The organism is Streptomyces sp. NPDC028907, from assembly GCF_055564995.1.
The window spans coordinates 538,610-564,260 of record NZ_JBVHVE010000002.1; the positions used below are offsets into that span (position 1 = coordinate 538,610).

27 protein-coding genes and 1 riboswitch are annotated in these 25,651 nt (G+C 69.9%); of the genes, 15 read left to right on the top strand and 12 right to left on the bottom strand.

Features of this window, described 5'->3' with window-relative positions; translation table 11 throughout:
* Nucleotides 1-271: 271 nt before the first annotated feature.
* On the top strand, nucleotides 272-2,323 hold the full coding sequence (locus tag ACZ4UU_RS06835; protein ID WP_468037149.1) for a HelD family protein: 2,052 nt from the start codon (nucleotides 272-274) through the stop codon (nucleotides 2,321-2,323).
* A gap of 438 nt (nucleotides 2,324-2,761) precedes the next feature.
* Here ACZ4UU_RS06835 and ACZ4UU_RS06840 read toward each other — a convergent pair whose 3' ends face one another.
* Nucleotides 2,762-3,457, bottom strand: a complete 696-nt coding sequence (locus ACZ4UU_RS06840) for a copper homeostasis protein CutC (RefSeq protein WP_468037151.1) — start codon at nucleotides 3,455-3,457, stop codon at nucleotides 2,762-2,764.
* Nucleotides 3,458-3,835: 378 nt separating this feature from the next.
* Between ACZ4UU_RS06840 and ACZ4UU_RS06845 the strand changes: the two genes are divergently transcribed.
* Nucleotides 3,836-5,125: a serine hydrolase domain-containing protein gene (locus ACZ4UU_RS06845; RefSeq protein WP_468037153.1), complete on the top strand. Its 1,290-nt coding sequence runs from the start codon at nucleotides 3,836-3,838 to the stop codon at nucleotides 5,123-5,125.
* A gap of 31 nt (nucleotides 5,126-5,156) precedes the next feature.
* Here ACZ4UU_RS06845 and ACZ4UU_RS06850 read toward each other — a convergent pair whose 3' ends face one another.
* Nucleotides 5,157-5,492 (bottom strand): hypothetical protein, encoded by a 336-nt coding sequence (locus tag ACZ4UU_RS06850; RefSeq protein WP_468037155.1) that lies wholly within the window; start codon nucleotides 5,490-5,492, stop codon nucleotides 5,157-5,159.
* A gap of 33 nt (nucleotides 5,493-5,525) precedes the next feature.
* Between ACZ4UU_RS06850 and ACZ4UU_RS06855 the strand changes: the two genes are divergently transcribed.
* The 3 genes from ACZ4UU_RS06855 to ACZ4UU_RS06865 all read left to right on the top strand — a co-directional run bounded on the left by ACZ4UU_RS06855 (nucleotide 5,526) and on the right by ACZ4UU_RS06865 (nucleotide 7,875).
* On the top strand, nucleotides 5,526-6,179 hold the full coding sequence (locus ACZ4UU_RS06855; RefSeq protein WP_468037157.1) for an HD domain-containing protein: 654 nt from the start codon (nucleotides 5,526-5,528) through the stop codon (nucleotides 6,177-6,179).
* Nucleotides 6,180-6,206: 27 nt separating this feature from the next.
* Nucleotides 6,207-7,316: a GNAT family N-acetyltransferase gene (locus ACZ4UU_RS06860; RefSeq protein ID WP_468037159.1), complete on the top strand. Its 1,110-nt coding sequence runs from the start codon at nucleotides 6,207-6,209 to the stop codon at nucleotides 7,314-7,316.
* Between the two features lie 85 nt (nucleotides 7,317-7,401).
* Nucleotides 7,402-7,875 (top strand): carboxymuconolactone decarboxylase family protein, encoded by a 474-nt coding sequence (locus tag ACZ4UU_RS06865; protein ID WP_468037161.1) that lies wholly within the window; start codon nucleotides 7,402-7,404, stop codon nucleotides 7,873-7,875.
* A gap of 74 nt (nucleotides 7,876-7,949) precedes the next feature.
* Here ACZ4UU_RS06865 and ACZ4UU_RS06870 read toward each other — a convergent pair whose 3' ends face one another.
* Nucleotides 7,950-8,219 (bottom strand): DUF4031 domain-containing protein, encoded by a 270-nt coding sequence (locus ACZ4UU_RS06870; protein ID WP_468037163.1) that lies wholly within the window; start codon nucleotides 8,217-8,219, stop codon nucleotides 7,950-7,952.
* A 4-nt stretch (nucleotides 8,220-8,223) separates the two neighbouring features.
* Nucleotides 8,224-8,631 (bottom strand): hypothetical protein, encoded by a 408-nt coding sequence (locus tag ACZ4UU_RS06875; RefSeq protein ID WP_468037165.1) that lies wholly within the window; start codon nucleotides 8,629-8,631, stop codon nucleotides 8,224-8,226.
* 55 nt (nucleotides 8,632-8,686) lie between these two features.
* Between ACZ4UU_RS06875 and ACZ4UU_RS06880 the strand changes: the two genes are divergently transcribed.
* From ACZ4UU_RS06880 to ACZ4UU_RS06890, 3 genes are all read left to right on the top strand, one after another.
* Nucleotides 8,687-9,601 carry a MurR/RpiR family transcriptional regulator gene (locus ACZ4UU_RS06880; RefSeq protein WP_468037167.1) on the top strand — a complete coding sequence of 305 codons (915 nt, stop codon included), beginning with the start codon at nucleotides 8,687-8,689 and terminating at the stop codon, nucleotides 9,599-9,601.
* 83 nt (nucleotides 9,602-9,684) lie between these two features.
* Nucleotides 9,685-10,617, top strand: a complete 933-nt coding sequence (murQ, locus tag ACZ4UU_RS06885; RefSeq protein ID WP_468037169.1) for an N-acetylmuramic acid 6-phosphate etherase — start codon at nucleotides 9,685-9,687, stop codon at nucleotides 10,615-10,617.
* Nucleotides 10,618-10,657: 40 nt separating this feature from the next.
* Nucleotides 10,658-11,503 (top strand): aldo/keto reductase, encoded by an 846-nt coding sequence (locus tag ACZ4UU_RS06890; protein ID WP_468037171.1) that lies wholly within the window; start codon nucleotides 10,658-10,660, stop codon nucleotides 11,501-11,503.
* A gap of 100 nt (nucleotides 11,504-11,603) precedes the next feature.
* Here ACZ4UU_RS06890 and ACZ4UU_RS06895 read toward each other — a convergent pair whose 3' ends face one another.
* Complete coding sequence (locus ACZ4UU_RS06895; RefSeq protein ID WP_468037173.1) at nucleotides 11,604-11,993, bottom strand: hypothetical protein; 390 nt, start codon at nucleotides 11,991-11,993, stop codon at nucleotides 11,604-11,606.
* Nucleotides 11,994-12,108: 115 nt separating this feature from the next.
* Between ACZ4UU_RS06895 and ACZ4UU_RS06900 the strand changes: the two genes are divergently transcribed.
* From ACZ4UU_RS06900 to ACZ4UU_RS06910, 3 genes are read left to right on the top strand one after another with little or no spacing between them, the layout of a single operon-like run.
* Nucleotides 12,109-12,948: a helix-turn-helix domain-containing protein gene (locus tag ACZ4UU_RS06900; RefSeq protein ID WP_468037175.1), complete on the top strand. Its 840-nt coding sequence runs from the start codon at nucleotides 12,109-12,111 to the stop codon at nucleotides 12,946-12,948.
* Entirely contained in the window at nucleotides 12,932-13,132 is a 201-nt protein-coding gene (locus ACZ4UU_RS06905; RefSeq protein WP_468037177.1) for a DUF397 domain-containing protein, read from the top strand. Before ACZ4UU_RS06900 ends, ACZ4UU_RS06905 begins: the two co-directional genes overlap by 17 nt.
* A gap of 26 nt (nucleotides 13,133-13,158) precedes the next feature.
* Nucleotides 13,159-13,716, top strand: coding sequence for a DinB family protein (locus tag ACZ4UU_RS06910; protein ID WP_468037179.1), 558 nt, complete (start codon nucleotides 13,159-13,161; stop codon nucleotides 13,714-13,716).
* A gap of 3 nt (nucleotides 13,717-13,719) precedes the next feature.
* On the opposite strand, the gene ACZ4UU_RS06915 is transcribed toward ACZ4UU_RS06910, so the two are convergent.
* Nucleotides 13,720-14,379, bottom strand: a complete 660-nt coding sequence (locus ACZ4UU_RS06915) for a class I SAM-dependent methyltransferase (protein ID WP_468037181.1) — start codon at nucleotides 14,377-14,379, stop codon at nucleotides 13,720-13,722.
* A gap of 116 nt (nucleotides 14,380-14,495) precedes the next feature.
* Between ACZ4UU_RS06915 and ACZ4UU_RS06920 the strand changes: the two genes are divergently transcribed.
* The 4 genes from ACZ4UU_RS06920 to ACZ4UU_RS06935 all read left to right on the top strand — a co-directional run bounded on the left by ACZ4UU_RS06920 (nucleotide 14,496) and on the right by ACZ4UU_RS06935 (nucleotide 18,100).
* The gene (locus tag ACZ4UU_RS06920; RefSeq protein WP_468037183.1) at nucleotides 14,496-15,461 is read left to right on the top strand and encodes an ankyrin repeat domain-containing protein; all 966 of its coding nucleotides are present in this window, start codon (nucleotides 14,496-14,498) and stop codon (nucleotides 15,459-15,461) included.
* A gap of 218 nt (nucleotides 15,462-15,679) precedes the next feature.
* Nucleotides 15,680-16,567 carry a hypothetical protein gene (locus ACZ4UU_RS06925; protein WP_468037185.1) on the top strand — a complete coding sequence of 296 codons (888 nt, stop codon included), beginning with the start codon at nucleotides 15,680-15,682 and terminating at the stop codon, nucleotides 16,565-16,567.
* Between the two features lie 59 nt (nucleotides 16,568-16,626).
* Nucleotides 16,627-17,298 (top strand): Uma2 family endonuclease, encoded by a 672-nt coding sequence (locus ACZ4UU_RS06930; protein ID WP_468037186.1) that lies wholly within the window; start codon nucleotides 16,627-16,629, stop codon nucleotides 17,296-17,298.
* A 226-nt stretch (nucleotides 17,299-17,524) separates the two neighbouring features.
* A complete protein-coding gene (locus ACZ4UU_RS06935) occupies nucleotides 17,525-18,100 on the top strand; it encodes a hypothetical protein (RefSeq protein WP_468037881.1) in 576 nt (191 codons plus the stop codon).
* A gap of 9 nt (nucleotides 18,101-18,109) precedes the next feature.
* Here the strand turns inward: ACZ4UU_RS06935 and ACZ4UU_RS06940 are convergent, their stop codons facing one another.
* The 6 genes from ACZ4UU_RS06940 to thrC form a co-directional block, all read right to left on the bottom strand.
* Entirely contained in the window at nucleotides 18,110-19,564 is a 1,455-nt protein-coding gene (locus ACZ4UU_RS06940; RefSeq protein WP_468037187.1) for an MFS transporter, read from the bottom strand.
* Nucleotides 19,565-19,677: 113 nt separating this feature from the next.
* Nucleotides 19,678-20,805, bottom strand: a complete 1,128-nt coding sequence (locus ACZ4UU_RS06945; RefSeq protein ID WP_468037188.1) for an NADH:flavin oxidoreductase — start codon at nucleotides 20,803-20,805, stop codon at nucleotides 19,678-19,680.
* Between the two features lie 251 nt (nucleotides 20,806-21,056).
* Nucleotides 21,057-22,679: a chaperonin GroEL gene (groL, locus tag ACZ4UU_RS06950; protein WP_383447156.1), complete on the bottom strand. Its 1,623-nt coding sequence runs from the start codon at nucleotides 22,677-22,679 to the stop codon at nucleotides 21,057-21,059.
* A 357-nt stretch (nucleotides 22,680-23,036) separates the two neighbouring features.
* Nucleotides 23,037-23,243, bottom strand: coding sequence for a cold-shock protein (locus ACZ4UU_RS06955; protein WP_016436693.1), 207 nt, complete (start codon nucleotides 23,241-23,243; stop codon nucleotides 23,037-23,039).
* A gap of 451 nt (nucleotides 23,244-23,694) precedes the next feature.
* A complete protein-coding gene (locus tag ACZ4UU_RS06960; protein ID WP_055625113.1) occupies nucleotides 23,695-23,970 on the bottom strand; it encodes a MoaD/ThiS family protein in 276 nt (91 codons plus the stop codon).
* Between the two features lie 122 nt (nucleotides 23,971-24,092).
* Nucleotides 24,093-25,391 carry a threonine synthase gene (thrC, locus tag ACZ4UU_RS06965; protein WP_468037191.1) on the bottom strand — a complete coding sequence of 433 codons (1,299 nt, stop codon included), beginning with the start codon at nucleotides 25,389-25,391 and terminating at the stop codon, nucleotides 24,093-24,095.
* A gap of 18 nt (nucleotides 25,392-25,409) precedes the next feature.
* Nucleotides 25,410-25,548, bottom strand: a riboswitch (SAM riboswitch).
* Between the last annotated feature and the right edge of the window lie 103 nt (nucleotides 25,549-25,651).

Genomic DNA, 25,651 nt, shown 5'->3' on the forward strand with positions numbered 1-25,651 from the left:
CGGACCGAAGCCGACTACATCCCGCGTACGCCTCCGGACGGACCGCACACCCTCAGGGAGGAGGGCGGTGTCCCCTAGGGGAAGTGCTCACCGCCGGACGGACGGAACCGGAAGCTCATGGGCGTGGAAACTCATTGGCATACGGCATCCGCCCTCACCTAAAATCTCCGCTCTTGCCCGCCTCCGTTCACGGAGTGCCGCCGTCCGGACGGAAACCGGTCGGCTCTCTCACTCACCTACAGGTAGGTCCTGGTCCTCCGGAGGCACCCCCTTGTCCACGCCCGTCGACGACCCGCACGACCCACTGTCCCGAGAGCGCGGCCACCTCGCGTCCTCCCGCGCCGCCCTGCGGTCCATGCGTGAGGACGTCGAGTCCCTCGACATCAGCGACGTCACCGCGAACTGGGTCAACGCCGAAGTCCTCGCCCACCAGATCGACGAACGCATCAAGGCGCTGGCCGACCTCAGCGACACTCCGCTGTTCTTCGGCCGCCTCGACTATCTGCATCCTCCGGGCGCCGAGGAGGCGGAGGGGGCGCAGGGCGAGCGCTTCTACATCGGGCGCCGGCATGTGCACGACGCCGAGGGCGACCCGATGGTCATCGACTGGCGTGCGCCGGTGTCCCAGCCGTTCTACCGGGCGTCCAAGAAGGACCCGATGGACATCGCGCTGCGCCGCCGCTTCGGCTACACGGGCGGCGACCTCACGGCGTACGAGGACGAGCACCTCTCCGACCCGGCCGAGGCGGCCCGGACCAGCAAGCTGCTCCAGCAGGAGATCGAGCGTCCGCGTGTCGGCCCGATGCGGGACATCGTGGCGACGATCCAGCCAGAGCAGGACGAGATCGTACGGTCCGGACTCGGTGGGACGGTCTGCGTACAGGGAGGCCCGGGTACCGGGAAGACGGCGGTGGGTCTGCACCGGGTCGCCTACCTCCTCTACGCCCACCGCGAGCGGCTCGCGCGCACCGGCACGCTCGTCATCGGGCCGAACAAGTCCTTCCTGCACTACATCGAGCAGGTCCTGCCGGCGCTGGGCGAGTTGTCGGTCCGTCAGGCCACGGTGGACGACCTCGTCGCGCACGTCGAGGTGCGCGGCACCGACGACGCGGCGGCGGCGGTCGTCAAGGGCGACGCGAGGATGGCGGAGGTGCTGCGGCGGGCGGTGTACTCGCATGTGAGCATGCCGACGGAGCAGGTGGTCGTCGTACGCGGGTCGCGGCGGTGGCGAGTCCCCGCATACGAAATCGAGGAGACCGTACGGGAGTTGCTCTCCCGGGACATCCGTTACGGTGCCGCCCGTGAGGCGCTTCCGCAGCGGATCGCGCATGCCGTGCTGGTCCAGATGGAGCGGTCGGGGGAGGCGCCGGACGACCGGGTGCAGGACGCGGTGGCCCGCAACAGTGCGGTGAAGGCGGCGGTGAAGGCGATCTGGCCGCCCGTCGACCCGGCGAAGCTCGTGCTGCGGCTGCTCGCGGACGCCGACTTCCTCGCCGTCCACGCGCAGGGGGTGCTCAGCGAGGACGAGCAGAAGACGATTCTCTGGACGAAGCCGGCGCGGAGTGTGAAGTCGGCCAAGTGGTCGGCGGCGGATGCGGTGTTGATCGACGAGGCGCACGACATCGTGGCGCGTACGCCGTCTCTTGGCCATGTGGTCCTGGACGAGGCGCAGGACCTCTCTCCGATGCAGTACCGGGCGGTGGGCCGCCGCTGCACGACCGGTTCGGCGACGGTCCTCGGTGACCTGGCGCAGGGTACGACTCCCTGGTCTACGCGCAGTTGGGACGAGGCGCTGGCCCACCTCGGCAAGTCGGACGGCGTCATCGAGGAACTCACGGCCGGCTTCCGAGTCCCGACCGACGTCATCACGTACGCCTCTCGCCTCCTCCCTTCCATCGCGCCCGGTCTGACGCCGGTGGCGTCGATCCGTGAGAACCCCGGGTTCTTCGAGGTCCGTCCGGCTTCCTCTGCCACCGGTGATGTCGTCGCCGCGTGCGAGGAGCTGTTGCGCAACGAGGGGTCGGTGGGGTTGATCGCCGCGGACGCGAGGGTTGCGGTGCTGGCGGAGGCGTTGGCCTCGGCTGGGGTCGCCTATCTCGCCCCCGGCGAGGAGACGACCCGACAGACCCGCCTGACGCTGGTCCCCGCGTCCCTCGCCAAGGGTCTGGAGTACGACTACGTCGTCCTGGACGAGCCCCAGGCGGTGGTGGACGGTGAGCCGGACGAACGGACGGGGTTGCGGCGGTTGTATGTCGCGCTGACGCGAGCGGTGTCGGGGTTGATCGTGGTGCATGCGGCGGGGGTGCCGGCGCAGTTGGGGTGACGGGTGTTTGGGCGGGGTGAGGTCTCTTGTCCGACTGCGGGCCGACGGTGGCTGGTCGCGCAGTTCCCCGCGCCCCTTAGGGGGTTGCAGCTGCCGGTATGGCGTCGCGCCGCTGCTCGCCCAACCGCGGGCAGTCGTGCCGCTGGGCGGCACGGGTGGGCGCGGCGGCGCCCCGTCAGCGCCGGCTGCGCGACCATCCCCGCCCGGGCAGCCACGCCGGTGGCCAGGAAACGCCGACCAGTACAGCGCCCCCACTCCACGACAGCAGCCCGCAGCGCCCCGTCAACACCAGGGTGCGCAACCTCCCCGCCCGAGCAGCCACGCCGGTGGCCAGGAAACGCCGACCAGTACAGCGCCCCACTCCGCGACAGCAGCCCGCAGCGCCCCGTCAACACCAGGGTGCGCGACCCATCCCCGCCCGAGCAGGCACGCCGGTGGCTAGGAAGCGCCGTCCAGTACGGCCCGCCACTCGGCGACGGCGGCGGTGGACACCGGCTCGTCCCACCCTCCGGGCCGGGCCGCCCCGCCGATGTGGAAGGCGTCGATGCCGGCCCTCACCAGCGTCGGCACATGGTCGAGCCGCAACCCGCCCCCCACCAGAAGCCGCTGCTCGTACCCCGGCTCCCCACCCCGCGCCGCCTCCGCGAGCAGCGTGGCAAGCCCGTCGTCCACCCCGGCCCCAGACCCGGCGGTGAGGTACGTGTCCAGCCCCGGCGTCCCGTCCAACTGCTTCCGCAGCGCATCCCGGTCGGCAGCCCGGTCGATCGCGCGATGGAAGGTCCACCGGCACCCGTCCAGCGCACCCACCACCCGCTCCACGGCCCCGAGATCCACCCCACCGTCGGCATCGAGAAACCCGAGCACGAACTCCTCGGCCCCCGCGTCCCGCATCGCCCGAGCCGCCCGCACCACCGGCTCCACGTCCCCTACCGCGAACCCCTTCGCCGGCCTGAGCATCACGCGCAGGTCGATGTCGACGGCGGCACGGATCCCGGCGAAGGTCTCCACCGGCGGGGTGAGCCCGTCGGCCGCCATGTCGGCGACCAGTTCGAGCCGGTCCGCACCCCCGGCCTGGGCGGCGACGGCGTCCTCGACCCCGAGGGCGATCACCTCCAGGACTGCACGCTTGCTCATGGGACCCCATTTCTCGGCATTCGAGGCGACTACTGAACGGCGACTACAGGTCTAGTCCAATCCAGGGTACGCCTGCTGTATGAGCCAGGCGGCGGCCCGCCCCGAGCCGCGACCACCACCCGCATCAACGCGGCCGAACAGTGCGCCAGCACATCCCGCTCGACAACCAACAACCGCCCCGCCGACCCGGGGTCCCGCACACCAAGCCCATCACCCGAAGTCATAAGCCCCACGCTAGGCGCGCACCGCCCCCGGGAGGGAGAGAGAACCCCGCCCCTCGTCCAACGAACGCCGCCTGCGCCCCCTAGGTCGTGTCCCTGATCCCTTTCCGGGTGGTTCCCGATGGTGTGAGCGTTGGCCACTTGGTGAGCTGATCCCATGAGCCAACTTCAGCCGCCTCGCCGTCTGCCCGTCGCCGCCATCGCCGTCGCCGCCGCCGTCCTGGGGACGATCACTGCCGCCTCGGCCGATCCCAACCACTCTCCGCCCCGATTACCCCTGAAGCACCATGCCCCGCACGCGAAGACCCAGGCCGTCCTGAACGAGACCGTCGCGCAGGGCACCCCCGGTGTCATCGCCCAGGTACGCGACCGGCACGGGATCTGGGAGGGGCGGGCCGGTGTCCGCGGGCTCGACGTGGAGAGGCCGCGAAGCACTCACGAGAGGTTCCGTATCGCCAGCGTGACCAAGACCTTCACGGCCACCGTGCTCCTGAAGCTCGAAGCCGAGGGGAAGCTGTCGCTGGACGACAGCGTGGCCAAGTGGCTGCCGGGAGTGGTGCACGGCAAGGGGTACCGGCCCGGGCACATCACCGTGCGGCACCTGCTCAACCATACGAGCGGGATCTTCGACTACAACATGGACGAGAGCTTCCGCGCCCGGTACGCGGGGGACGAGTTCGACCGAAACCGCCACCTCAAGTGGTCACCTCGGGAGCTGGTGGACATCGCCCTCGCCCACCCGCCGAACTTCCAGCCGGAGCAGGGCAGCAGGCCCGGCCGCCCCGGCAAGTGGGACTACTCGGACACCAACTACGTCGTCGCCGGCATGATCGTCGAGAAGGCCACCGCCCGCAGCTACGCGCACGAGGTCGAGCGCCTCGTCATCCGGCCCCTCGGTCTGCGCGGCACGAGTGTGCCGGGCACCTCGCCCTGGCTGCCCGCACCGCACGCGAGGCACTACTCCACGCTGTTCGAGGACGGGCCGCCGGCCAAGGTGCGCGATGTCACCGAGTTCAGCCCGACGGTCGCCTTCTCCGCGGGGCAGATGATCTCGACCGTCGACGACGTGAACACGTTCCTGTCCAAGCTGCTCGCCGGAGAGCTGCTGCCACCCGCCCAGCAACGGCAGTTGCTCGACGCCGTCCCCGTCGACGGTGACAAGGGGCACGGCGGTCCGCAGGACGTCTACGGCCTGGGCCTGCGGCACTTCAAGCTCGCCGAGGGCTGCTGGGCCTGGGGCCACGGCGGCATGATCCCAGGCTCCGCGACCCGGGCCCTGGCCTCGTCGGACGGCCTGCAGGTCATGACCATGAACCGCAACGGCGACTGGGGCGAGCAGTTCCTGGAGGACGCCGCCGTCGAGGCGGAGTTCTGTGAGACCAGACGGCGCCCGGACGCACTCCCACTCGGCGTCGGACAGTTCATGCCGACGGCTCGCCGGCCGTGATCCACCACTCGGGATCATTTGAGGGTGCCGCTCAGCAGCCCGACTCGGTCCCGCTGTGCATGAACGAGTCGATGTTGACCGAGTAGCCGGCCCCGGTGGTGAGGCCGGGGCGCCTTCCGTGGCCGTCCTCCGCGAGGCCCTCGGCGGTGAGGAAGACGATCCGCAGGGCCCTCTCCTCTGCGGCGAAGCACAGGTCGCCGGAGGAGGCCTCGGAACGCTGATTCGATCCGTCCCGTGCCGCCACCCTCCGGCAATGTGCGGCCACTTCAGCCTGCGTGCCGGGGAAGGCGTACGTCCGGCCGGCGTACCCCGAGACCTCGCCGCTGTCCGCCCAGCAGCCGATGTCGGCCTTCTCGATTGAATACATCTCCTAGCCCTCCGCACCCCGGACAATGACCCCATGACCGACCTCACCACCCCCGACACCCTCCGCACCCGCTTCGCCCAGGCCCTCGACGCAGCCCGCTCCCCCTCCACCACCCCCGACCCGACCCCGTACGCCGACAACCTCCTCGCCCGCTGGCAGGAGCCCCAGCGCCACTACCACACGCTCACCCACCTCACCGCGGTCCTGGACCGCATCGACGAGTTGGCCGAGCATGCCGACGACCCGGACGTCGTACGCCTCGCCGCCTGGTTCCACGACGCCGTCTACCTCCCCGACCGCTCAGAGAACGAGGAACGCTCCGCCCGCCTCGCCGAACGCGCCCTCCCCGAAGCCGGCGTCCCCGCCGACCGCACCGCCGAGGTGGCCCGCCTGGTCCGCCTCACCACCACCCACGCCCCCGCCCCCGACGACCGCGACGGCCAGGTCCTCTGCGACGCCGACCTCGCGATCCTCGCCGCGCCGCCCTCCGCGTACGCCGCGTACACGGCCGCCGTCCGCGAGGAGTACCACTTCGTGCCGAACGACGCCTTCCGCGAGGGAAGGGCCGCGATCCTGCGTCAACTCCTCGACCTGCCAAGCCTGTTCAGCACGCCGTACGGCAAGGAGAAATGGGAGGCCACGGCCCGCTACAACCTCTCCTCCGAGCTGGAAATGCTGTCGCTCTGACCAGCCGACCGCCGTAGCCTGCACGGCATGCGAGACATAAGCGGGCAACGGGTCGAACAGGCCGTCGAAAGCTGCGCGGCGCTGCTGCGCACGGTGGCGGACCGGGACTGGACGGCCGTCAGGGCCGGGCGGATGGAGTGGGACTGCCACGCCACCGCGGTCCATGTCGCCGACGACCTCATCGCCTACGCCGGCAACCTGGCCGGACGTGCGCGGGAGAAGTACGTACCGTTCGACCTCACCCTGCACGACGACGCCGACAACGCGGACCTGATCCACGTCATCGAGACCACCGGCGCCATCCTCACCGCCACCATCCGCACCACACCCCCCGAGGTACGGGCCTTCCACCCGTACCCGTTCCGCAGCGCGAACCGCGAGGGGTTCGCCGCGATGGGCGTCGCCGAGGTCATCCTCCACACGCACGACATCGCCGAGGGACTCGGTGTCGCGTACGAACCCCCCTCCGCACTCCCCGAGTTCGTCCTCACCCGGATCTTTCCCGACGTCCAGCCCGGCCCCGACCACTGGCGCACCCTGCTCTGGGCCACCGGCCGCGGCGACCTGCCCGGCCGGGAGCCGGTCACCGAGTGGCGCTGGCACAACAATCTCGTCCTCTCCACCGAGCGCCTCACCCTCCAGGGCGTCACCCCCGCGTCCGCCGCCGATCTGAGCGTGGGCGGCGACGGCGGGTTCACCTGGGTCGTGGGCGGCCCCTACGAGGGGACGCGGGAGGCGGCCGGCATGGTGCTGAAGGCCCGCGAGGCGGGCGTGCACCGGCCGGAGTTCGGCCTGTTCGTCCTCGTACGCAAGGAGGACGGCCTCGCGGTCGGCGGCATGGGCTTCCACGGCGTCCCCGACGAGGAGGGCCGGGCGGAGGTCGGCTACGACCTGGTCGAGGGCGCCCGCGGCCGCGGCTACGCGAGCGAGGCCCTGACCGCCCTGTCGGACTGGGCCCTGGCCAGGGACGACGTCCACACCCTCCGCGCCGTCGTCGAGGCCGCCAACCTCCCGTCACAGGCGGTGGCCACCCGCGCCGGGTACGTACGGGCGCCCCAGGGAGAACAGGACCTGGAAGAACAGGGCATGGACGAACCGGACACGGGCGGGGCTCTCCAGCTCTACATTCGAAGGTGACCCACGTCACACCTCCCCATGTCACATCCCGCCGAGCCGTTCCGTCATAGCTGTGTACCCGACGACAACGGCAAGGGAGTTGGCCATGAACGCCCGTCTGAACCTCTTCGAGAACCCCATCGCCGGCAAGGTCATCAAGCACTTCGCCGCGGCCGGCAAGGCGGTGCACGACTCGCCGCTGCCGGTCGGCACGCAGCACCTTGTGACGCTCCGGGCCAGCCAGATCAACGGCTGCGGCTTCTGCACCGACATGCACAGCAAGGACGCGGTGGCCGCCGGCGAGGACTGGCTGCGGCTCAACCTGGTCGCCGCCTGGCGGGAGGCCACCTGCTTCACCGAGGCCGAGCGCGCCGCCCTGGAGCTCACCGAGCAGGGCACCCGCATCGCGGACGGCGCCGGTGGAGTCCCTGACGAGATCTGGGAGAACGCCGCAAAGCACTACGACGAGGAACAGCTCGCCGCGCTGGTGATCCTTATCGCGATGATCAACACCTACAACCGGCTGAACGTCATGATCCAGCAGCCCGCGGGCAGCTACCAGCCGGGCCAGTTCGCCTAGGACCTGTGCCCAGGACCTACACCTGGGACCTGTGGCGAGCAGGCCGCCGCACCCGAGGCCGAGGGACGCGGGCCCTAACCATTCGCCCGCCCCTTCGGCCTCCGCAACCCCGCCCCCTGCAACAACCGCACCACCTCACGGCTGCTGACCTCCATCGCCCCCGCCCGCACCGCGTCGGCGTAACGATGGGACGGGATGTCGTAGTGGTCCCGCTCGAAGGCCCGTCGCGGCACGCCCAACTCGTCGGCGAACACATGCAGTTCGTCGTACGACACGTCGCTCACCAGGTGGGACCACATCCGGCCGTGCCCCGGCCAGGTCGGGGGGTCTATGTAGATCGCCACGACGTCACGCGTTTCCCGTCGGCCCCGTCGGCCCAGTCGGCCCCGGGGATCCCGCCGACCCGAGCGCCCCCACCGCCGCGACCTTCACCCCCGCCTGGTGGCACACCCAGTGCGGGTCCGGCCCCAGCTCCGGCTCGACCTCCAGCGCATGCGGATCACCGGAGCCGCACACCGGGCACAGCGGCCAGCGCCCGTACCGGTCGAGCAGCGCGTCCTGTACGTCCTGGGCGACCAGCCCGGCCACGTACTCCACACCGTCCGGCCACTGCTCCACCCACCAGCGCCGCTGTACGACCGACTCCTCGACCAGCGACACCACGTCCGCCTCGGCGACCTCGCCCGCGACCAGGTCGGCGAGCACGAGGGCGCGGGCCGTGTGCAGCGCCTGCTCCAGCGGACTGATGGGTTCCATGCACCCATTGTGCGCACTCTTGACCACGCCTCGGTATTGAAAATACCTTTCAACGGTGACCCGTGATGTGAAGGAAACTTTCGGAGCGCGCGTCGGCGCGGCCCCCGCACCCGCCGCCCTCGCCGCCAAGGTGCGCACGCTCGCCCCGTCGATGACCCGCTCCATGCAGCGCGTCGCCGAAGCGGTCGCGCACGACCCGGCGGGCTGCGCGGCCCTCACGGTCACCGGCCTCGCCGAGCTCACCGGCACCAGCGAGGCCACCGTCGTCCGCACCGCCCGCCTCCTCGGCTACCCCGGCTACCGCGATCTGCGCCTAGCCCTCGCCGGCCTCGCCGCCCAGCAGCAGTCGGGCCGCGCCCCCGCCATCACGACCGACATCGCCGTGGACGACCCGATCGCCGACGTGGTCGCCAAGCTCGCCTACGACGAACAGCAGACCCTCGCCGACACGGCCGCCGGCCTCGACACCGCCCAGCTCGGAGCGGCCGTCTCGGCCGCCGCGGCGGCCCGCCGTATCGACGTGTACGGCGTCGGCGCGAGCGGGCTGGTCGCGCAGGACCTCGCGCAGAAGCTGCTGCGGATAGGGCTCATAGCCCACGCGCACAGCGATCCGCATCTCGCCGTGACGAACGCGGTGCAGTTGCGGGCGGGTGACGTCGCCATCGCCATCACGCACTCCGGGTCCACGGGTGATGTCATCGAGCCGTTGCGGGTCGCGTTCGAGCGGGGGGCCACGACGGTCGCCATCACGGGGCGGCCGGACGGGGCCGTCGCTCAGTACGCCGATCACATTCTTACGACGTCCACGGCTCGGGAGAGTGAACTGCGGCCTGCGGCCATGTCGTCCCGGACCAGTCAGTTGCTCGTGGTGGACTGTCTGTTCGTGGGGGTGGCTCAGCGGACGTATGACACGGCGGGGCCCGCGCTGGCGGCGTCCTACGAGGCGCTGGCGCATCGGCACCGTCGGTAGCCCGTAGGCCCGACCGTCGTGGGTCGTCTGCGGCGCCCCCAGAGGTTAGACAGCACGCCGTACCTCAGAAAGAGCCGTCTCTCATGACCTCCACCTCCAACCCCCGCGATCTCCGCTCCGAGTTGGACTCCCTCACCACCGAGGCCTTTCGGCCCGAGCTCGCCGAGATCGACCAACTCCCCACCCTCGACATCGCGCGGCTCATGAACGGCGAGGACGCCTCCGTGGCCGCGGCCGTCGCGGCTCGGATCCCCGAGATCGCCGCCGCCATCGACGCCATCGCCGAGCGGATGGCGCGGGGCGGGCGTCTCGTGTACGCGGGGGCCGGCACCGCGGGGCGCCTCGGTGTGCTCGACGCCTCCGAGTGCCCGCCTACTTTCAACACCGCTCCCTCGCAGGTCGTCGGGCTGATCGCGGGAGGGCCAAAAGCCATGGTCACCTCGGTGGAGGGCGCCGAGGACTCCAAGGAGCTGGCCCGCGCCGACCTGGACGCCCTCGCGCTCGGCTCCACCGACACGGTGGTCGGCATCTCGGCCTCCGGGCGGACGCCGTACGCGCTCGGGGCGGTCGAACGTGCCCGTGCGCGGGGCGCGTTGACGGTCGGCCTGGCCTGCAATCCGGGCAGTGCCCTCGCGGCGGCGGCGGACCACGGGATCGAGGTCGTCGTCGGTCCGGAGCTGCTGACCGGCTCGACCCGCCTCAAGGCCGGCACCGCGCAGAAGCTGGTCCTCAACATGCTGTCGACGATCACGATGATCCGGCTGGGCAAGACCTACGGGAACCTGATGGTCGACGTCCGCGCCTCCAACGACAAGCTGCGGGCCCGCTCCCGCCGTATCGTCGCGCTGGCCACGGGCGCGCGGGACACGGACATCGAGCGGGCCCTGACCGAGGCGGGCGGCGAGGTGAAGACGGCGATCCTGGTCCTGCTGGCGGACGTGGACGGAGCCACGGCCGCCCGGCTCCTGGAGGAGTCGGGCGGTCACCTGCGGGCCGCGCTGACGTCGGCCACCTGACTCCGCCCTGTCCGGCCAACTCCCCTGTTAGCGTGACCACATGACGGCACCGACGACCTTCCGCATCGGCGGCGACCTGGAAGTACGACGGCTCGGATTCGGGGCCATGCGGCTGAGGCCCGACCCCGACGAGGCGGCCCACGCCGCCCAACTCGCGGTCGCCCGACGGGCCGTGGAACTCGGCGTCACCCTGATCGACACGGCCCATCTGTACGGCTGGGGCGCCAACGAGGACCTCCTCGCCGAGGCCCTGCACCCGTACCCCGACGACCTCGTGATCGCCACGAAGGTCGGCATCCGCCACACCAGCACCGGTGAGGGCTGGCGGCACGCGGGCGAGCCGGCCGACCTCCGCGTCCAGGTCGACGAGGCCCTGCGAAGGCTCCGCCTCGACCGCGTCGAACTGCTCCAACTCCACCGTCTCGACCCGGCCGTCCCGATCCCCGACCAGGTCGGTGCCCTCCGTGACCTGCGCGACGAGGGCAAGGTGGGCCGGATCGGCCTCTCCGAGGTGACGGTCGCCGAGCTCGCCGAGGCGCAGGCCGTGGTCGAGATCGCGAGCGTCCAGAACCGCTACAACCTCCTCGACCGCGAGTACGAACCCGTGCTGAAGGCGTGCGAGGCGGCGGGGGTCGCGTTCCTTCCGTGGCGGCCGGTGGCGGCGGGGCAGTCGGGGGCGCGGGCCGAGATCGCCGCGGTGGCGAAGGAGGTCGACGCGACCCCGACCCAGGTCGTCCTGGCCTGGCTGCTCGCCCACTCCCCGGTGATCGTCCCGATCCCCGGCACGACGAGCATCGCGCATCTGGAGGAGAACGTCGGGGCGGCCGCGGTACGGCTGTCCAAGGAGCAGTACGACCGCCTGGACCGCGTCTCCGAGCCGACCTGACGCGGCGGTGCGCAACGGCCCCCACACTTCGGGGCTTCCCGTCCTTCAACCGGGCGGGAGGGGCCTGGTTCCAACTCGCCCTTCCCGCCCGGCGGTTGGCTCAACGCAGCTGCCCCTCCCGGTTGACGCCCCGAACCTGCGCCCGCAACACCTCCCCGCGCGGCGCCACCTCCACCGCGTCCCGCGGACAGTCCCACTCCCGCCCACCCTCCACGGGCCGCAACTGCACCCTGCCGCCCACGTGCCCCCTGACCTCGCCGATACGCCCGTCCCGCACATCCACGGCATGACTGCCCACGGCCGGCTGCTCCCCCCGCACCACCGAGGCCAGCTTCTCGGCGACACGGACATTGCAGCGCCCGAGGTCCACGAGCGGGAACGGCTCGCCACTGGCGCCGGTCACCGGATCCACACACAGCGACGGCAGCACGACACCGGCACCCACGAGGGCCTCCCGCAACGACGCCACCACTTCTTCGGTCGACGGCACACTTGCCTCCCACGTCCACACAGAGTTTGCGATTCACAACACAGCGTGGCGAGCACGGCTCTAGCCTGGCCATACGGGAGACACCAACATCTCCGCTGTTCGACCTGGAGCTGCCATGCCGGGACCCAAGGACCTCGACCCGTCGTCATCGCCCCGCGCGCTGCTGGGCGCGGAATTACGTCACGCCCGCGAAAGAAAGGGCCTCAGCCAGGAGGCCCTGGGCCTGAGGCTGTTCGTCAGCGGCACGTTCGTGGGGCAACTGGAGGCGGGTACGCGGCGGTTGCGGCCGGACATGGCGCCGCTGGTGGACGAGGTCCTGGGCACGAACGGGTTCTTCGAGCGGAACTGCTCCGCAGCGGCCAAGTCGAAGTATGAGGACCATTTCGCCGAGGCAGCCGAGGCTGAGGCGCAAGCCACGCTGATCAGGCAATACGCAGCGCTCCTGATCCCCGGGCTGTTGCAGACACGCACGTACGCACAGGCTGTGAACCGCGCGTACGACCCGACGGCGACGGAAGAGACCATCGAGGAATGGACCGAAGGCCGGATGGAGCGGGTCCGCCTGCTCGACGATCCAACAAAGCCTTTGTTGTGGGCAGTGCTTGATGAGGCTGCGCTGCGCCGGGTGACGGGTGGTCGAGCGGTGATGGCGGACGCCCTGCGTCACATCGTGAGCCTGGCTCGCCGAAACCGGGTCGTCGTGCAGGTACTGCCGTTCAGTGCGGGAGCACACGCGGCGATGCAGGGCTCCCTGAAGCTGATGGAGTTCGAGGACGCCCCTCCGCTGGTCTTCTACGAGGGGGTCAGCACGGGGCGACTGGAGGACGACCCTGCCACGGTCGCCCAACAGAGGTTCAGGTTCGACTTTCTCGTCGCCTCCGCGCACTCGCGGGAGAAGTCCCTGGCCCTGATCGAGGCGTTGGCGCAGGATTACGCCCATGAGGAACATCCCTGAGCACGACCTGGCCACAGCCACCTGGCACAAGTCGAGCTACAGCCAAGGCGGCAGTGACTGCCTCGAAGTCACCCACGACTTCCCCACCGTCGTCCCCGTCCGTGACTCCAAGGCCCCCCACGGCCCGAAGCTCATACTCCGCGCATCCAGTTGGTCGGCCTTCGTCGAAGCGGTCAGGATCTGACCTAGTTGCCCCCTAGCGTGGCCGTCATGACTGAGACCACGCACAACACCGCCGCCACCACCGCCACCGTCCCTGCCACCGGCGAGCGCGCCGACCTCCTCGAAGCACTCGCCAAGCAGCGGCACTTCCTGCGCTTCACCACGCGGGACCTGACCGACGAGCAGGCAGGGCAGCGGACCACGGCCAGTGAGCTGTGTCTGGGCGGCCTGATCAAACACGTCACGTCGGTGGAGCGGCACTGGGTCGAGTTCATCCAGCACGGCCCGTCGGCGATGCCCGACTTCACCGCCATGACCGAGGCCGACTTCGCCGAGTGGGCCGACGAGTTCCGGATGCTGCCGGGCGAGACGCTGGCCGGCGTCCTGGCGGCGTACGAGGAAGTGGCCCGCGAAACCGACGAGTTGGTCACCACCCTGCCCGACCTGAACGCAGCCCACCCGCTGCCCGAGGCCCCGTGGTTCGAGCCCGAGGCTCGATGGTCGGCCCGCAGGACGCTGCTGCACATCATCGCCGAGACGGCCCAGCACTCCGGCCACGCCGACATCATCCGGGAGGCCTTGGACGGCGCGAAGAGCATGGGCTGAGCGTCAGCCACGCCAGACGAGCGTGTACCGCCAGAACAACCGCCGCCGGAGCCGTACGCCGGGAAGGACGCGCCGGGCTTCACCGGCGATGTCACCGAACGGGAGGTCCGCGGGTCGGGTCACCGCGGTCATGGAGACGGGCCGGACCACCGTGCGCCGCCCCCGGTTCTTGACGAGCCCCATGAGCAGGTTGAGCGGGATGGAGACGAAGCCGAGCATATGGTCGACGAACTTCTCGTCACGGGCCAGCCCGACCACCACCAGGGTTCCGCCGGGGGCGAGTTGCTGTCGTAGGCGGGCCAGGGTCTCGCCGAGCGGCAGGTGATGGAGTACGGCAACGCAGACGATGACGTCGTACGGCCCCTCCGGAATCCCGCTCGGAGCGTCGGCGACAGTGAAAGTGGCGGGAGCGCCGGGCGGGGTCAACTCCCGCGCCCGCCCGACGATCCCGGCATCGGAATCGAGACCGACAACCCCCTTGTCCGCTCTGGCGGCCAGCCGCCGCACAAGATCCCCCGTGCCGCAACCGACATCCAGCGCGGTCCCGAACCGGCGGGGCAACTGCCGAAGGATCCAACGGTGATAGTGGGCGTTGTGGTCCCAGGGATGGGCGGCATTGAACTGTTCGAGCGCCTTGAGCAGGCGCTGCGGCAGGATCGTCATGGCGTCAGTCCACCAGAGGTGGATTCCGGCCGTGGTCCGAGCGGAGGGTGCACCGCCCGTTGTCAGTGGCGTCTGCGATGGTGTGAGCACGGGAGAGCGGTGGACTGGGGGTACGGATGACGGGCAGGGACGCCGACGGCTGGGCGGGCATGGACCATTGGGACTGGAATGACCACGAGGACGTGACGCGGCGTCTCGATGCGGGAGCCGATCCGGAGAGGTGGGGTGCCGGGGGGTTGCGGCCCCTGCACCGGGCTGCGGTCTTCGGCTCCCCCGAGGTCGTCGCGGAACTGGCCCGGCGCGTGGCGGACGTGGACGCGCTGGAGAACGGGGCCACGGCACTGTGGGAGGCGGTGGTGGCGGGCTGTTTCGAGAACGCGCGCGCACTGGCCGCCGCCGGAGCCGACCCGGGGTGGATCGGGTACGGCGGCTGGACGCCGGGGCGGCTGAGCCTCGCCGGGCCGGAGCCCGGCCTGTTCACAGAGCCCGAGGCTCAGCCGGGTCTGACGGAGGCGGAGCGCGCGGTGGCGGAGGAAGGCCGCCGGCTCAAAGCGGCCCTCGGGGACATCTACTACGACGGCCTGGGGCTGGCCTGTGTGGCAGGGATCGGCGCCGAGGAGGCGATACGCCGCCTGGAGGCGACACCGGCCGACGGTGAGCTGATGGCCGAGCTGCAGGAGGACCCATACGACCTGGACGCGAGCCTTCGGGTGGTCGGCGTGACGACCGTGCCGGGCGGCTGCGTCGTCACCCAGCCGTGGGGATACGGCCCTTCGATGCCCGGCGTACACACCCGCCTCTCCGCAGGCACCGTCTCCTACGGTCTGTACGCCAACCCCAAGAGCGGCAACCAGGGCAGCATCCACCGCGACGGCGTCTGCGAGGGCTGGGACCTCCACCCGGGCGGCGGCCCGGACGCGGAGGACGGTCCGGCGGATGTCCTGTTCTCGTACGTCTACTGCTACCAGGCGGTGGCCTACTCGCTCGCATACGCCGGTCTGCGCCCCACCGACGCCCGAGCGATCCTCGGCCCACCGGACCACTGGGTCGAACTGCCGGACCGCGATTACTGGGCGACCTGAACGGCCCCGAGGCTCAAGCGGCCAGCCCCGAGCCCTCTTTGCAAGGAATGGTTGGAGGGCTCAACCCACCTTCCCACCCCGCGAGTTGACTTGGAGCGTTCGGCTTGCCACGCACAGTGATGGTCGTCTAGCGTGCCCGAATAACGAACAGCCCCCGCCAGGTGCTCGCAACACCTGCGGGGGCTTGACCTACGAGATCGAAGGAATAGTTCGATCCCATGGCTGATGCCCAGCTTAGTGCTGCCTCCCTGCCCGCGCACCCGTCCCCGCACCCCATGGCCAATCCGGGTTACGGGAAACGGTCAGCTCCCGACCAACACCCCCGCACGAACCACGACTTCGCCGCCCTCCCACCCCGCGAAGCCGCCATCGCCGCCTACGTCGACCGCCTCCCCGACGGCGCCGACATCTCCGTAAAAACGCTGGCCAAGCAGCTCCCGTACGGACAGTGCGCGCTCCGCACGGCCCTCAACAACCTCCAGCGGGCAGGCCACTTGCGCCGAGGCCGCGAGCACCTGACCTCCGCGTCGGGCAGCGCCCGCTGGATCACTCGATCGTGGTTCTCCCGTACCGCACGCGACGACGTGTGGTGGGCGGCGTTCACAAGGGGCGACGTACCGCGGGAACCCGCACCGGACGGTCCACCCCGCCAGACCCGCTCCCGCGCCCACATCCTCCTGGCCGCCCTCGGCCGTACGGCCCCCGCCCTGTCTCTCTCCGAGGCCGAGTGCGCGCGGCTCGCCCCGCTGCTGACGCCCTGGTTCGCCCGGGGAGCCACCGACGAGGCCGTACTCCACGCCCTGACATCCGGCCTGCCCACACCGGTCCACAGCCCGGCGGCTCTGCTCCGCACTCGCCTGACAACCAAGCTCCCGCCTGAGCCCGTCCCCGAGCCCCCGCGCCGCCCCCTCCGCATCCTGGAGTGCGCGAAGTGCGGGGTGCCCGGCCGCCCCGAGGCGCTACCGGGCGGCATCTGCGGTGCGTGCCGTGGCGAACGCGCTGCCGACCGCTACCTCACGCCCCTGCAAGCCCCCGCAATCCATGCCCATGCGGCAGAGATCCGTGCCGCTATGTCCCAACGACGACAAGAAAGGGCACCGGCATGACAGCTCCTACGGTCCGCCGACACCACCCCGGGGCACGATGGAGGGGAGGAGGCGAAGCCATGACCCCCAGCACCGCCGAACGCCCGCAGATGCCCATCGAGGACTTCGAGGACCTCGCCGCAGCCGCCCCGGAGCATGTGCGGCTCGAATTCGTCAACGGACGGGTCCGGACCAAGGATCCACTCAGCGTCGAAGACTTCGAGGAATTGGAGCGCCGGGCGCCGGAGACCGTCCGGCTTGAGTACATCAACGGAAAACTAGAGGTCAAGGCAATGCCCGACGGCAACCACAGCGAGATCCACATGTGGCTGCTGGAGCAGTGCCTACAGCATCGCCCCGACCTGCGTCTCCACCACGAACGCGGCGTCAAGGCGGAGGCCTACCGCAAAGGACGAGCCCGCACGGACGGAGCGCTCGTACCACGGGGTCATTTCAAAGGGCACGGCGAGTGGTCCGCGTCCAACGGCATCCTGATGGTCCTTGAGATCACCTCCCACGACCGCGACACCAATCAACGAGACCGCATCGACAAGCCCGTCGGCTATGCGGCAGTAGACATCCCGATCTACCTGCTCTTCGACCGCGACAACAACACCGTCGTGGTGTACAGCGAGCCGAAGGACGGCCGCTACCAGCAGATCGTCTCCCACCCCTGGGGAACCCCGGTGGAACTCCCCGACCCACTCGGCTTCACGCTCGACACCGAAGAACTCAAGGACTACGCGGACTGACACGTACACGGACCGGACGAGCAGCCCCATGAACCCGCTGGAAGAGCAGCAGCGCCTGCTCGACGAAGCCGACATCGCCGAAGCGCGCGCTCGTGTGGCGGCTCCGTCCGGTCCATCCCTGTCCCACGACGAATTCATGGCCCAATTGGAGGCAGAGGATCTCCATGTGCATGCTGAAGGTCTGCCGCACCACCTGACCAGGCCCCCGCAAGCCCCGGAGCCCCCCATGAACCACGCCCAACTAACCGCCCTCGGCCGAGCCCTCCGCCTCGTGGGCGAACACGGCGAGTCCCTCACCACCGACACCCCGGACGCCAAACTCCACGAGGTCAAGGCCGACCTCCGCCGCGCCCTCGACCTCCTCGACGAGAGCGTCACCGGCGCCGCCCCCGCGACCCGCTGCCCGGAGCACCCGAACGGCCCGGTCGACACCGCCGCCCCCGACCTCTGCCTGCTCTGCGAGACCCGTCGCCGCGCGGCGCGCCGGGCCGAGTTCAACGGCTCCGGCCCGGCCGCGCCCTACGCCCCCGAGCACCCGGTACCTTCCCGCTACGGCGTCCGGGGCGACCGCCCGCAGCCCCAGCAGCGCTGGCTGCCGGAGCTGTGGAACGGGCAGGAGTGGCAGCTGTGCGGCACCCCGCGCCGCGACCGCCGCGAGGCCGAGCTCTACCTCGCCGCCGCGCGCCGCGGCCCGCGCCCGGCGATGGCGTACCGGCTGGTGCACGAGTTCACGGACTACGAGGTGCTGCGCGTCTGGGGCACCCCGGTGAAGGTCGACATCGAGCCCCTCGGCAACCTGTAGTTCCGCCGGTCACTGCTTGGCCGCCCCCGCCGGTTCCGCCGAGCCCTCCGACCTCACCGGCTCCCCGTCGGCGGCAGCGATCCCCTGTCGAGGGATGAACGACGCCACCACGAACGCGAGCAGCGCGGCTCCCGCACCCACCGCGAGGACCACCTTGAAGCCGTTCTCGGACGGCAGCGCGTAACCGCCGAAGCCCGTCGTCATCTGGGCGAGGATCACACCGGCGACCGCACTCGCGCTGGACGTACCGAGCGAGCGCATCAGCGTGTTGAGACTGTTCGCCGCGGCCGTCTCCGACGCCGGTACGGCGCTCATGATCAGGGCGGGCATCGAGCCGTAGCCGAAGCCGACGCCGGCGCCGATCACACAGGCCACCAGGACGAAGTGCCAGACCTCGGACATCAGGACGATGTTGAGGCCGTATCCGACGGCGACGATCAGGACACCCACCATCAGCGTGACCTTCGGCCCCTTGGCCCGGGAGATCGCGGCCGACACCGGTGCCGTCGCCATCATCACCAGCCCGGACGGTGCCATGCACAGGCCCGCGACCAGCATCGACTTGCCGAGGCCGTAGCCAGTCTGCGCGGGGAGCTGGAGGATCTGCGGGATGACCAGGCTCATGGCGAACATCGCGAAGCCCACGGCGATCGAGGCCAGGTTGGTGACCAGTACCTGACGGCGGGCCGTGGTCCGCAGGTCGACCAGCGGCTGCTCGGTCCGCAGCTCCCACCAACCCCACGCCGACAGGACGACCCCGGCCGCGGCGAACAGCCCCAGCGTCGTGCCACTGCCCCAGCCCCAGTCGGCCCCCTTGGAGATGGCCAGCAGCAGACACACCAGCCCGGCCGCCAGGCCCGCGCCGCCGACCAGGTCGAACCGGCCGCCGGTGCGCACCTTCGACTCGGGCACGAACAGCAGCACGCACACCAGCGCCGCGACGCCCATGCCGGCCGACGTCCAGAACAGCACGTGCCAGTTGAAGTAGTCCGCGATCAGCGCGGCGGCGGGCAGACCGAGCGCACCGCCGATGCCGAGGGAGGCGCTCATCAGGGCGGTGGCGGAGCCGAGGCGTTCGGCGGGGAGTTCGTCCCGCATGATGCTGATGCCGAGCGGGATGACACCGGAGGCCAGCCCCTGGAGCACCCGCCCGACGATCATCGGGACCAGCGAGTCGCTCAGTGCGCAGACCACCGAGCCGGCCACCAGCAGCACGATGCTGACCAGCAGCATCCGCCGCTTGCCGTACATGTCGCCGAGCCGCCCCATCACCGGCGTGGCGACGGCGGCCGCGAGCAGCGTCGCCGTGACCGCCCAGGCCGCGTCCGACGCGGGGGCGTCCAGCAGTCGCGGCAGCTCCGGGACGATCGGGATGACCAGGGTCTGCATCAGCGACACGACGATCCCGGCGAAGGCCAGCACCGCCACCACGGCATTCGTTCTCGGCGATGGGGGGTGGGACATTTCGGGGCCTCCGTCGACACGTGCGTGATTGACCGAGGCAACCTTAAGTCAGTTGATTGACTTACTCAAGCGGGACAGGTCACCCCTCACAGGGAGGGATGACCGGACCGACGTCAGCTCAGGGTCTTCAGCGAGGCCGCGTCGTACGCCGCCAGCTCGCCGAAGCGGCCCTCCAGCACCTTCGCCGCCCACTGCGGGTCCTGGAGCAGCGCGCGACCGACGGCGACGAAGTCGAACTCCTCGGCCTCCAGCCGGTCCAGGAGGTCGTCGATGCCCTTGACCTCGGAACCCTTGCCGACGAAGGCGCCCAGGAACTCGCCGTCGAGGCCGACCGAGCCGACGGTGATGGCGGGCTTGCCGGTGAGCTTCTTCGTCCAGCCGGCCAGGTTGAGGTCCGAGCCCTCGAACTCGGGGATCCAGTAGCGGCGGGTGGAGGCGTGGAAGGCGTCGACACCGGCCGCGGCGAGCGGAGTGAGCAGGGCGTCCAGCTCCTCGGGGCTCTCGGCGAGGCGGGCGTCGTAGGCCTCCTGCTTCCACTGCGAGTAGCGGAATATGACGGGGAAGTCCGCGGAGACCCGCTCACGTACGGCGGCCACGATCTCCGCCGCGAACTTCGTACGGGCGACGGGGTCGCCGCCGTACGCGTCCGTGCGACGGTTCGTCCCCGCCCACAGGAACTGGTCGACGAGGTAGCCGTGGGCGCCGTGGATCTCCACGCCGTCGAAGCCGATGCGCTCCGCGTCCGCGGCGGCCTGGGCGAAGGCGCCGATGACGTCGTCGAGGTCGCTCTGGGTCATCGCCTTGCCGGTGGCCTCGTCGGCGCCGATCCGCAGCCCGGAGGGGCCGACGGCGGGGGCCTCGGCGAACGGCGGCTCGCCCTGCTCACGCACCATGCCGATGTGCCACAGCTGCGGCACGATCGTGCCGCCGGCCGCGTGCACCGCGTCGGCGACCTTCGCCCAGCCCGCCAGCTGCTCCTCCCCGTGGAACCGCGGGACCCGGTCGCTCTGCCCGGCCGAGTCGTGACCGACGTACGTCCCCTCGGTGACGATCAGTCCGACGCCGGCCGCGGCGCGGCGCGCGTAGTACGACAGCACGTCCTCGCCGGGGACGCCGCCCGGCGAGAACATCCGCGTCATCGGCGCCATCACTATGCGGTTCGGCACGGTCAGGCCATTGATCACGGTCGGCCGGGACAGAATCTGAGCCGCCCGGATGGCGGCGGGCTGGGTGACGGTCACGTGGAGGGCTCCTTGGAACGGGGGCTGCTTATACCGGTCAGTATGTGCACACGCATTGTTGCACCACATTAAGCAACGGAGGATGTGATGCCGCGCATTCCCAAGGAGGGGGACAGGTTTCGTGGCGACCGCGACTACGCGGTGGTTGCTCGCGGACGCCGAAACACCGAGGGCGGCACCCCCTGTCGCAACAGGAAGTGCCGCCCTCGGCAAGGACGTTGATCAACCGGAGGTCAAAGCCCCGAGGTCGATCAGAAGTCCATGTCACCGCCCGGCATACCGCCACCGGCAGGCGCGGCGGCCTTCTCCGGCTTGTCGGCGATGACGGCCTCGGTGGTCAGGAACAGCGCGGCGATCGACGCGGCGTTCTGCAGCGCGGACCGCGTCACCTTCGCCGGGTCGATGATGCCCTCGGCGACCAGGTCGACGTACTCACCGGTCGCGGCGTTGAGGCCGTGACCCGGGGTGAGGTTGCGGACCTTCTCCACCACGACGCCGCCCTCAAGACCGGCGTTCACGGCGATCTGCTTCAGCGGGGCCTCAAGGGCGAGCTTGACGGCGGCCGCGCCGGTCGCCTCGTCACCCTCCAGCTCCAGCTTCTCGAAGACACCGGAGGCCTGCAGCAGGGCCACGCCACCACCGGCGACGATGCCCTCCTCGACGGCCGCCTTGGCGTTGCGCACGGCGTCCTCGATGCGGTGCTTGCGCTCCTTGAGCTCGACCTCGGTCGCGGCACCGGCCTTGATGACGGCGACGCCACCGGCGAGCTTCGCCAGGCGCTCCTGGAGCTTCTCGCGGTCGTAGTCCGAGTCGCTGTTCTCGATCTCGGCGCGGATCTGGTTCACACGGCCCGCGACCTGGTCCGAGGAGCCGGCACCGTCGACGATGGTGGTCTCGTCCTTGGTGATGACGACCTTGCGGGCCTTGCCCAGGAGGTCCAGGGAGGTGTTCTCGAGCTTGAGACCGACCTCCTCGGAGATGACCTCGCCACCGGTGAGGATGGCGATGTCGTTCAGCATCGCCTTGCGGCGGTCACCGAAGCCCGGGGCCTTGACGGCGACGGACTTGAAGGTGCCGCGGATCTTGTTGACGACCAGGGTCGACAGGGCCTCGCCCTCGACGTCCTCGGCGATGATCAGCAGCGGCTTGCCCGACTGCATGACCTTCTCCAGCAGCGGGAGCAGGTCCTTGACCGCGGAGATCTTGGAGTTGGCGATCAGGATGTACGGGTCGTCGAGGACGGCCTCCATACGCTCCATGTCGGTGGCGAAGTACGCCGAGATGTAGCCCTTGTCGAAGCGCATACCCTCGGTGAGTTCCAGCTCCAGACCGAAGGTCTGGGACTCCTCGACGGTGATGACGCCTTCCTTGCCGACCTTGTCCATCGCCTCGGCGATGAGCTCGCCGATCTGGGTGTCGGCGGCGGAGATGGAGGCCGTGGAGGCGATCTGCTCCTTGGTCTCGACGTCCTTCGCCTGCTCCAGCAGAGCGGCGGAGACGGCCTCGACGGCACGCTCGATGCCGCGCTTGAGGGCCATCGGGTTGGCGCCGGCGGCTACGTTGCGCAGGCCTTCCTTGACCAGGGCCTGGGCGAGAACGGTCGCGGTGGTCGTACCGTCACCGGCGACGTCGTCCGTCTTCTTGGCGACTTCCTTGACCAGCTCGGCGCCGATCTTCTCGTACGGGTCCTCGAGCTCGATCTCCTTGGCGATGGACACACCATCGTTGGTGATCGTGGGGGCGCCCCACTTCTTCTCGAGGACGACGTTGCGACCCTTGGGGCCGAGCGTCACCTTCACGGCGTCCGCGAGCTGGTTCATGCCGCGCTCGAGGCCGCGCCGCGCCTCCTCGTCGAACGCGATGATCTTGGCCATGTGAAGTGGTCCCTCCAGGACTGGGGGTGATTCCTTCGGACCGCGCCCGCGCCCGCGACGGACGGCTCGCCTGCCTCGTGGTTCCTTGCCCCACCCGGCCTGCGGGCCTCACCGACCCGGTCCTTCTTTGTCACTCTCACCTTCAGAGTGCTAACGCCAATGATTAGCACTCGACCCCAGAGAGTGCAAGGCGCGCTCGCGAAGCGAGCGCTCGATGAGGGGTGGCGGTCGGGTGGCGGGGAGCAAGCGGCTCTCGGGGATCGAGCCCTCTGATGCCGGGCACGGCGAAGGGCCCGCACCCCGGGAGGTGCGGGCCCTTCGAAGAAGAACGTCGCTGCTGTTAAGTCGACGCGTGCTTCAGCCGGCCGCCAGCCGGACCATGTCCGCCTGCGGCCCCTTCTGACCCTGCGAGATCTCGAAATCGACCCGCTGGCCCTCTTCCAGGGTGCGGTACCCGTCCATCTGGATCGCGCTGTAGTGGACGAAAACATCCGCACCACCGTCGACCGCGATGAAGCCGTACCCCTTCTCCGCGTTGAACCACTTGACGGTGCCCTGAGCCATGCCTAACTCCCCTATTACTGGCCCTTGCACAGATCCACACTTCGCGGATCCGGGTCAGACCTCACCCCCCATCGGTCGGGGGCGTGCGCCGGAACGCGTCGACCGCGGCTGAATGTATCTGCCCAACTGCCGTCTGCAACAGGTCAATCGGACGAGAAATCCGGGCACGACCGGTCGGGAATGTGGGGACAATTCCGCTGACTTCAGGTCAAGTCGGACCCGACAAACGGAACAAAAGCCGCAAAAAACCCGCACACTTTGGCTACTTCTTGTCGGGCTCGCGGTGGAAATAAAGGGGTGCCGACCCTTGGATCAGCGACGCGTTCCCCAACTGTACCTCGCTCAACCACACAGAATTGCCCCCTCCGCTTCTCTCACGGAGGGGGCAATTCGATGAACTCTCGGTGACCGGTGTTACCGAAGGTAATGATCGGTCATTCGGTCAGCCCGGTCAGCCGCCGGCGACGGCCGGAATGATGGAGACACCGGCACCGTCGGGGGTGGCCGTCTCCAGCCCCTGCTCGAAACGCACGTCGTCGTCATTGACGTACACATTGACGAACCGACGCAGCTTGCCCTGGTCGTCCAGCACCCGGGCGGCGATCCCGGTGTGGTTCTTCTCCAGGTCGCTGATGACCTCGGCGAGGGTGGCGCCTTCGGCGGCGACCTCGGCCTGCCCGCCGGTGTAGGTACGCAGGATGGTGGGGATGCGGACGGTGACGCTCACTTTGTGACCTCCGGTCAGGTAGTCGCCTTTAAGGGGCGCGGGGCTGTGTTGAATTTGCGGCTACCGCCGCGTGGGCGCGACCAGCCCCCACCGGCCCGCAGACGAAATCGTGGGGACGGGCCCTAGACGAGACCCGCCTCACGGAACGACTCAAGGTTGGGACGAATGGTCGCAGTCAGGCCAGTACCAGCCACCGCATCCAGCGTCTTGAGCCCATCGCCGGTGTTCAGGACGACGGTCGTCTTGGTGGGGTCGAGGACCCCGTCCTCGATCAGCTTCTTCGTGACGCCCACCGTCACACCACCCGCGGTCTCCGCGAAGATGCCCTCGGTCCGCGCGAGCACCTTGATCGCGTCGACGACCTGCTCATCGGTCACATCCTCCACCGCACCCCCGGTACGACGGGCGATGTCCAGCACGTACGGACCGTCCGCCGGGTTGCCGATGGCCAGCGACTTGGCGATGGTGTTGGGCTTCTGCGGCCGTACGACGTCGTGCCCCGCCTTGAAGGCCGCCGACACCGGCGAGCACCCCTCGGCCTGCGCACCGAAGATCTTGTACGGCTTGTCCTCGACGAGCCCGAGCTTGATCAGCTCCTGCAGACCCTTGTCGATCTTCGTGAGCTGCGAGCCGGAGGCGATCGGCACGACCAGCTGGTCCGGCAGCTGCCAGCCGAGCTGCTCGCAGATCTCGTACGCCAGGGTCTTGGAGCCCTCGGCGTAGTACGGCCGCAGGTTGACGTTGACGAAGCCCCAGCCCTCGCCGGCCGGGTCGCCGATCAGCTCGGAACAGAAACGGTTCACGTCGTCGTAGTTGCCCTCGATGCCGACGAGCTCGCCGCCGTAGACGGCGGCCATGACGACCTTGCCCTGCTCCAGGTCGTGCGGGATGAAGACGCAGGAGCGGAAGCCGGCGCGGGCGGCCGCGGCACCCACCGCGCCGGCCAGGTTGCCGGTGGAGGAGCAGGAGAGGGTGGTGAAGCCGAAGGCGCGGGCGGCCTCCAGGGCCTGGGCCACGACGCGGTCCTTGAAGGAGTGCGTCGGGTTGCCGGAGTCGTCCTTGATGAACAGCTTGCCGGCGTCCACGCCCAGCTCACGCGCGAGGTTGTCGGCCTTGACGAGCTGGGTCCAGCCGGGGTTGATGTTCGGCTTGGTGGCCACGTCGGCCGGGACGGGAAGGAGCGGCGCGTAGCGCCAGATGTTCGCGGGGCCCGCCTCGATCCGCTTGCGGAGCTCCTCGGTGTCGTAGGCCGAGAAGTCGTAGGCGATCTCCAGCGGGCCGAAACACTCCTCGCACGCGAAGACCGGTCCGAGGGGTACCCGGTGACCGCACTCGCGACAGGAGAGCGCTGCGGCGGGGCCGAGGTCTACCGTGGAAGCGGTGGTGGAGTCGGTGGTGCTTGCGACAGTCTGCGCAGCCATGTGAGGCGAGGCCCTTTCTCCTCATCTTCCTCACGACGCATCTCGCCGTGAGACGGATTTGGCACCTTCCCTAGCCGGGAGCCTCGCGTGAACGAGACCGGCTGGAGGGTTGCCGGGGCTTCATCGGGCCGTATCCCTCTGCCCCTCTGGATGAGCGGTATGAAGTTGTGGTCGGCGGGCCGGCCAGGACATGCGATGGTCACCCGCGTTGTTCAAGACTGTAACCGACAACCAGGACAGTTGAGATAGTCGTCCGAACC

Coding starts and splice junctions, on each gene's coding strand:
- ACZ4UU_RS06840 (WP_468037151.1), bottom strand. CDS start 3,457: ATGAGCAAGCGTGCAGTCCTGGAGGTGATCGCCCTCGGGGTCGAGGAC.
- ACZ4UU_RS06845 (WP_468037153.1), top strand. CDS start 3,836: ATGAGCCAACTTCAGCCGCCTCGCCGTCTGCCCGTCGCCGCCATCGCC.
- ACZ4UU_RS06850 (WP_468037155.1), bottom strand. CDS start 5,492: ATGTATTCAATCGAGAAGGCCGACATCGGCTGCTGGGCGGACAGCGGC.
- ACZ4UU_RS06855 (WP_468037157.1), top strand. CDS start 5,526: ATGACCGACCTCACCACCCCCGACACCCTCCGCACCCGCTTCGCCCAG.
- ACZ4UU_RS06860 (WP_468037159.1), top strand. CDS start 6,207: ATGCGAGACATAAGCGGGCAACGGGTCGAACAGGCCGTCGAAAGCTGC.
- ACZ4UU_RS06865 (WP_468037161.1), top strand. CDS start 7,402: ATGAACGCCCGTCTGAACCTCTTCGAGAACCCCATCGCCGGCAAGGTC.
- ACZ4UU_RS06875 (WP_468037165.1), bottom strand. CDS start 8,631: ATGGAACCCATCAGTCCGCTGGAGCAGGCGCTGCACACGGCCCGCGCC.
- murQ (WP_468037169.1), top strand. CDS start 9,685: ATGACCTCCACCTCCAACCCCCGCGATCTCCGCTCCGAGTTGGACTCC.
- ACZ4UU_RS06890 (WP_468037171.1), top strand. CDS start 10,658: ATGACGGCACCGACGACCTTCCGCATCGGCGGCGACCTGGAAGTACGA.
- ACZ4UU_RS06900 (WP_468037175.1), top strand. CDS start 12,109: ATGCCGGGACCCAAGGACCTCGACCCGTCGTCATCGCCCCGCGCGCTG.
- ACZ4UU_RS06905 (WP_468037177.1), top strand. CDS start 12,932: ATGAGGAACATCCCTGAGCACGACCTGGCCACAGCCACCTGGCACAAG.
- ACZ4UU_RS06910 (WP_468037179.1), top strand. CDS start 13,159: ATGACTGAGACCACGCACAACACCGCCGCCACCACCGCCACCGTCCCT.
- ACZ4UU_RS06915 (WP_468037181.1), bottom strand. CDS start 14,379: ATGACGATCCTGCCGCAGCGCCTGCTCAAGGCGCTCGAACAGTTCAAT.
- ACZ4UU_RS06920 (WP_468037183.1), top strand. CDS start 14,496: ATGACGGGCAGGGACGCCGACGGCTGGGCGGGCATGGACCATTGGGAC.
- ACZ4UU_RS06925 (WP_468037185.1), top strand. CDS start 15,680: ATGGCTGATGCCCAGCTTAGTGCTGCCTCCCTGCCCGCGCACCCGTCC.
- ACZ4UU_RS06930 (WP_468037186.1), top strand. CDS start 16,627: ATGACCCCCAGCACCGCCGAACGCCCGCAGATGCCCATCGAGGACTTC.
- ACZ4UU_RS06935 (WP_468037881.1), top strand. CDS start 17,525: ATGAACCACGCCCAACTAACCGCCCTCGGCCGAGCCCTCCGCCTCGTG.
- ACZ4UU_RS06940 (WP_468037187.1), bottom strand. CDS start 19,564: ATGTCCCACCCCCCATCGCCGAGAACGAATGCCGTGGTGGCGGTGCTG.
- groL (WP_383447156.1), bottom strand. CDS start 22,679: ATGGCCAAGATCATCGCGTTCGACGAGGAGGCGCGGCGCGGCCTCGAG.
- ACZ4UU_RS06955 (WP_016436693.1), bottom strand. CDS start 23,243: ATGGCTCAGGGCACCGTCAAGTGGTTCAACGCGGAGAAGGGGTACGGC.
- thrC (WP_468037191.1), bottom strand. CDS start 25,391: ATGGCTGCGCAGACTGTCGCAAGCACCACCGACTCCACCACCGCTTCC.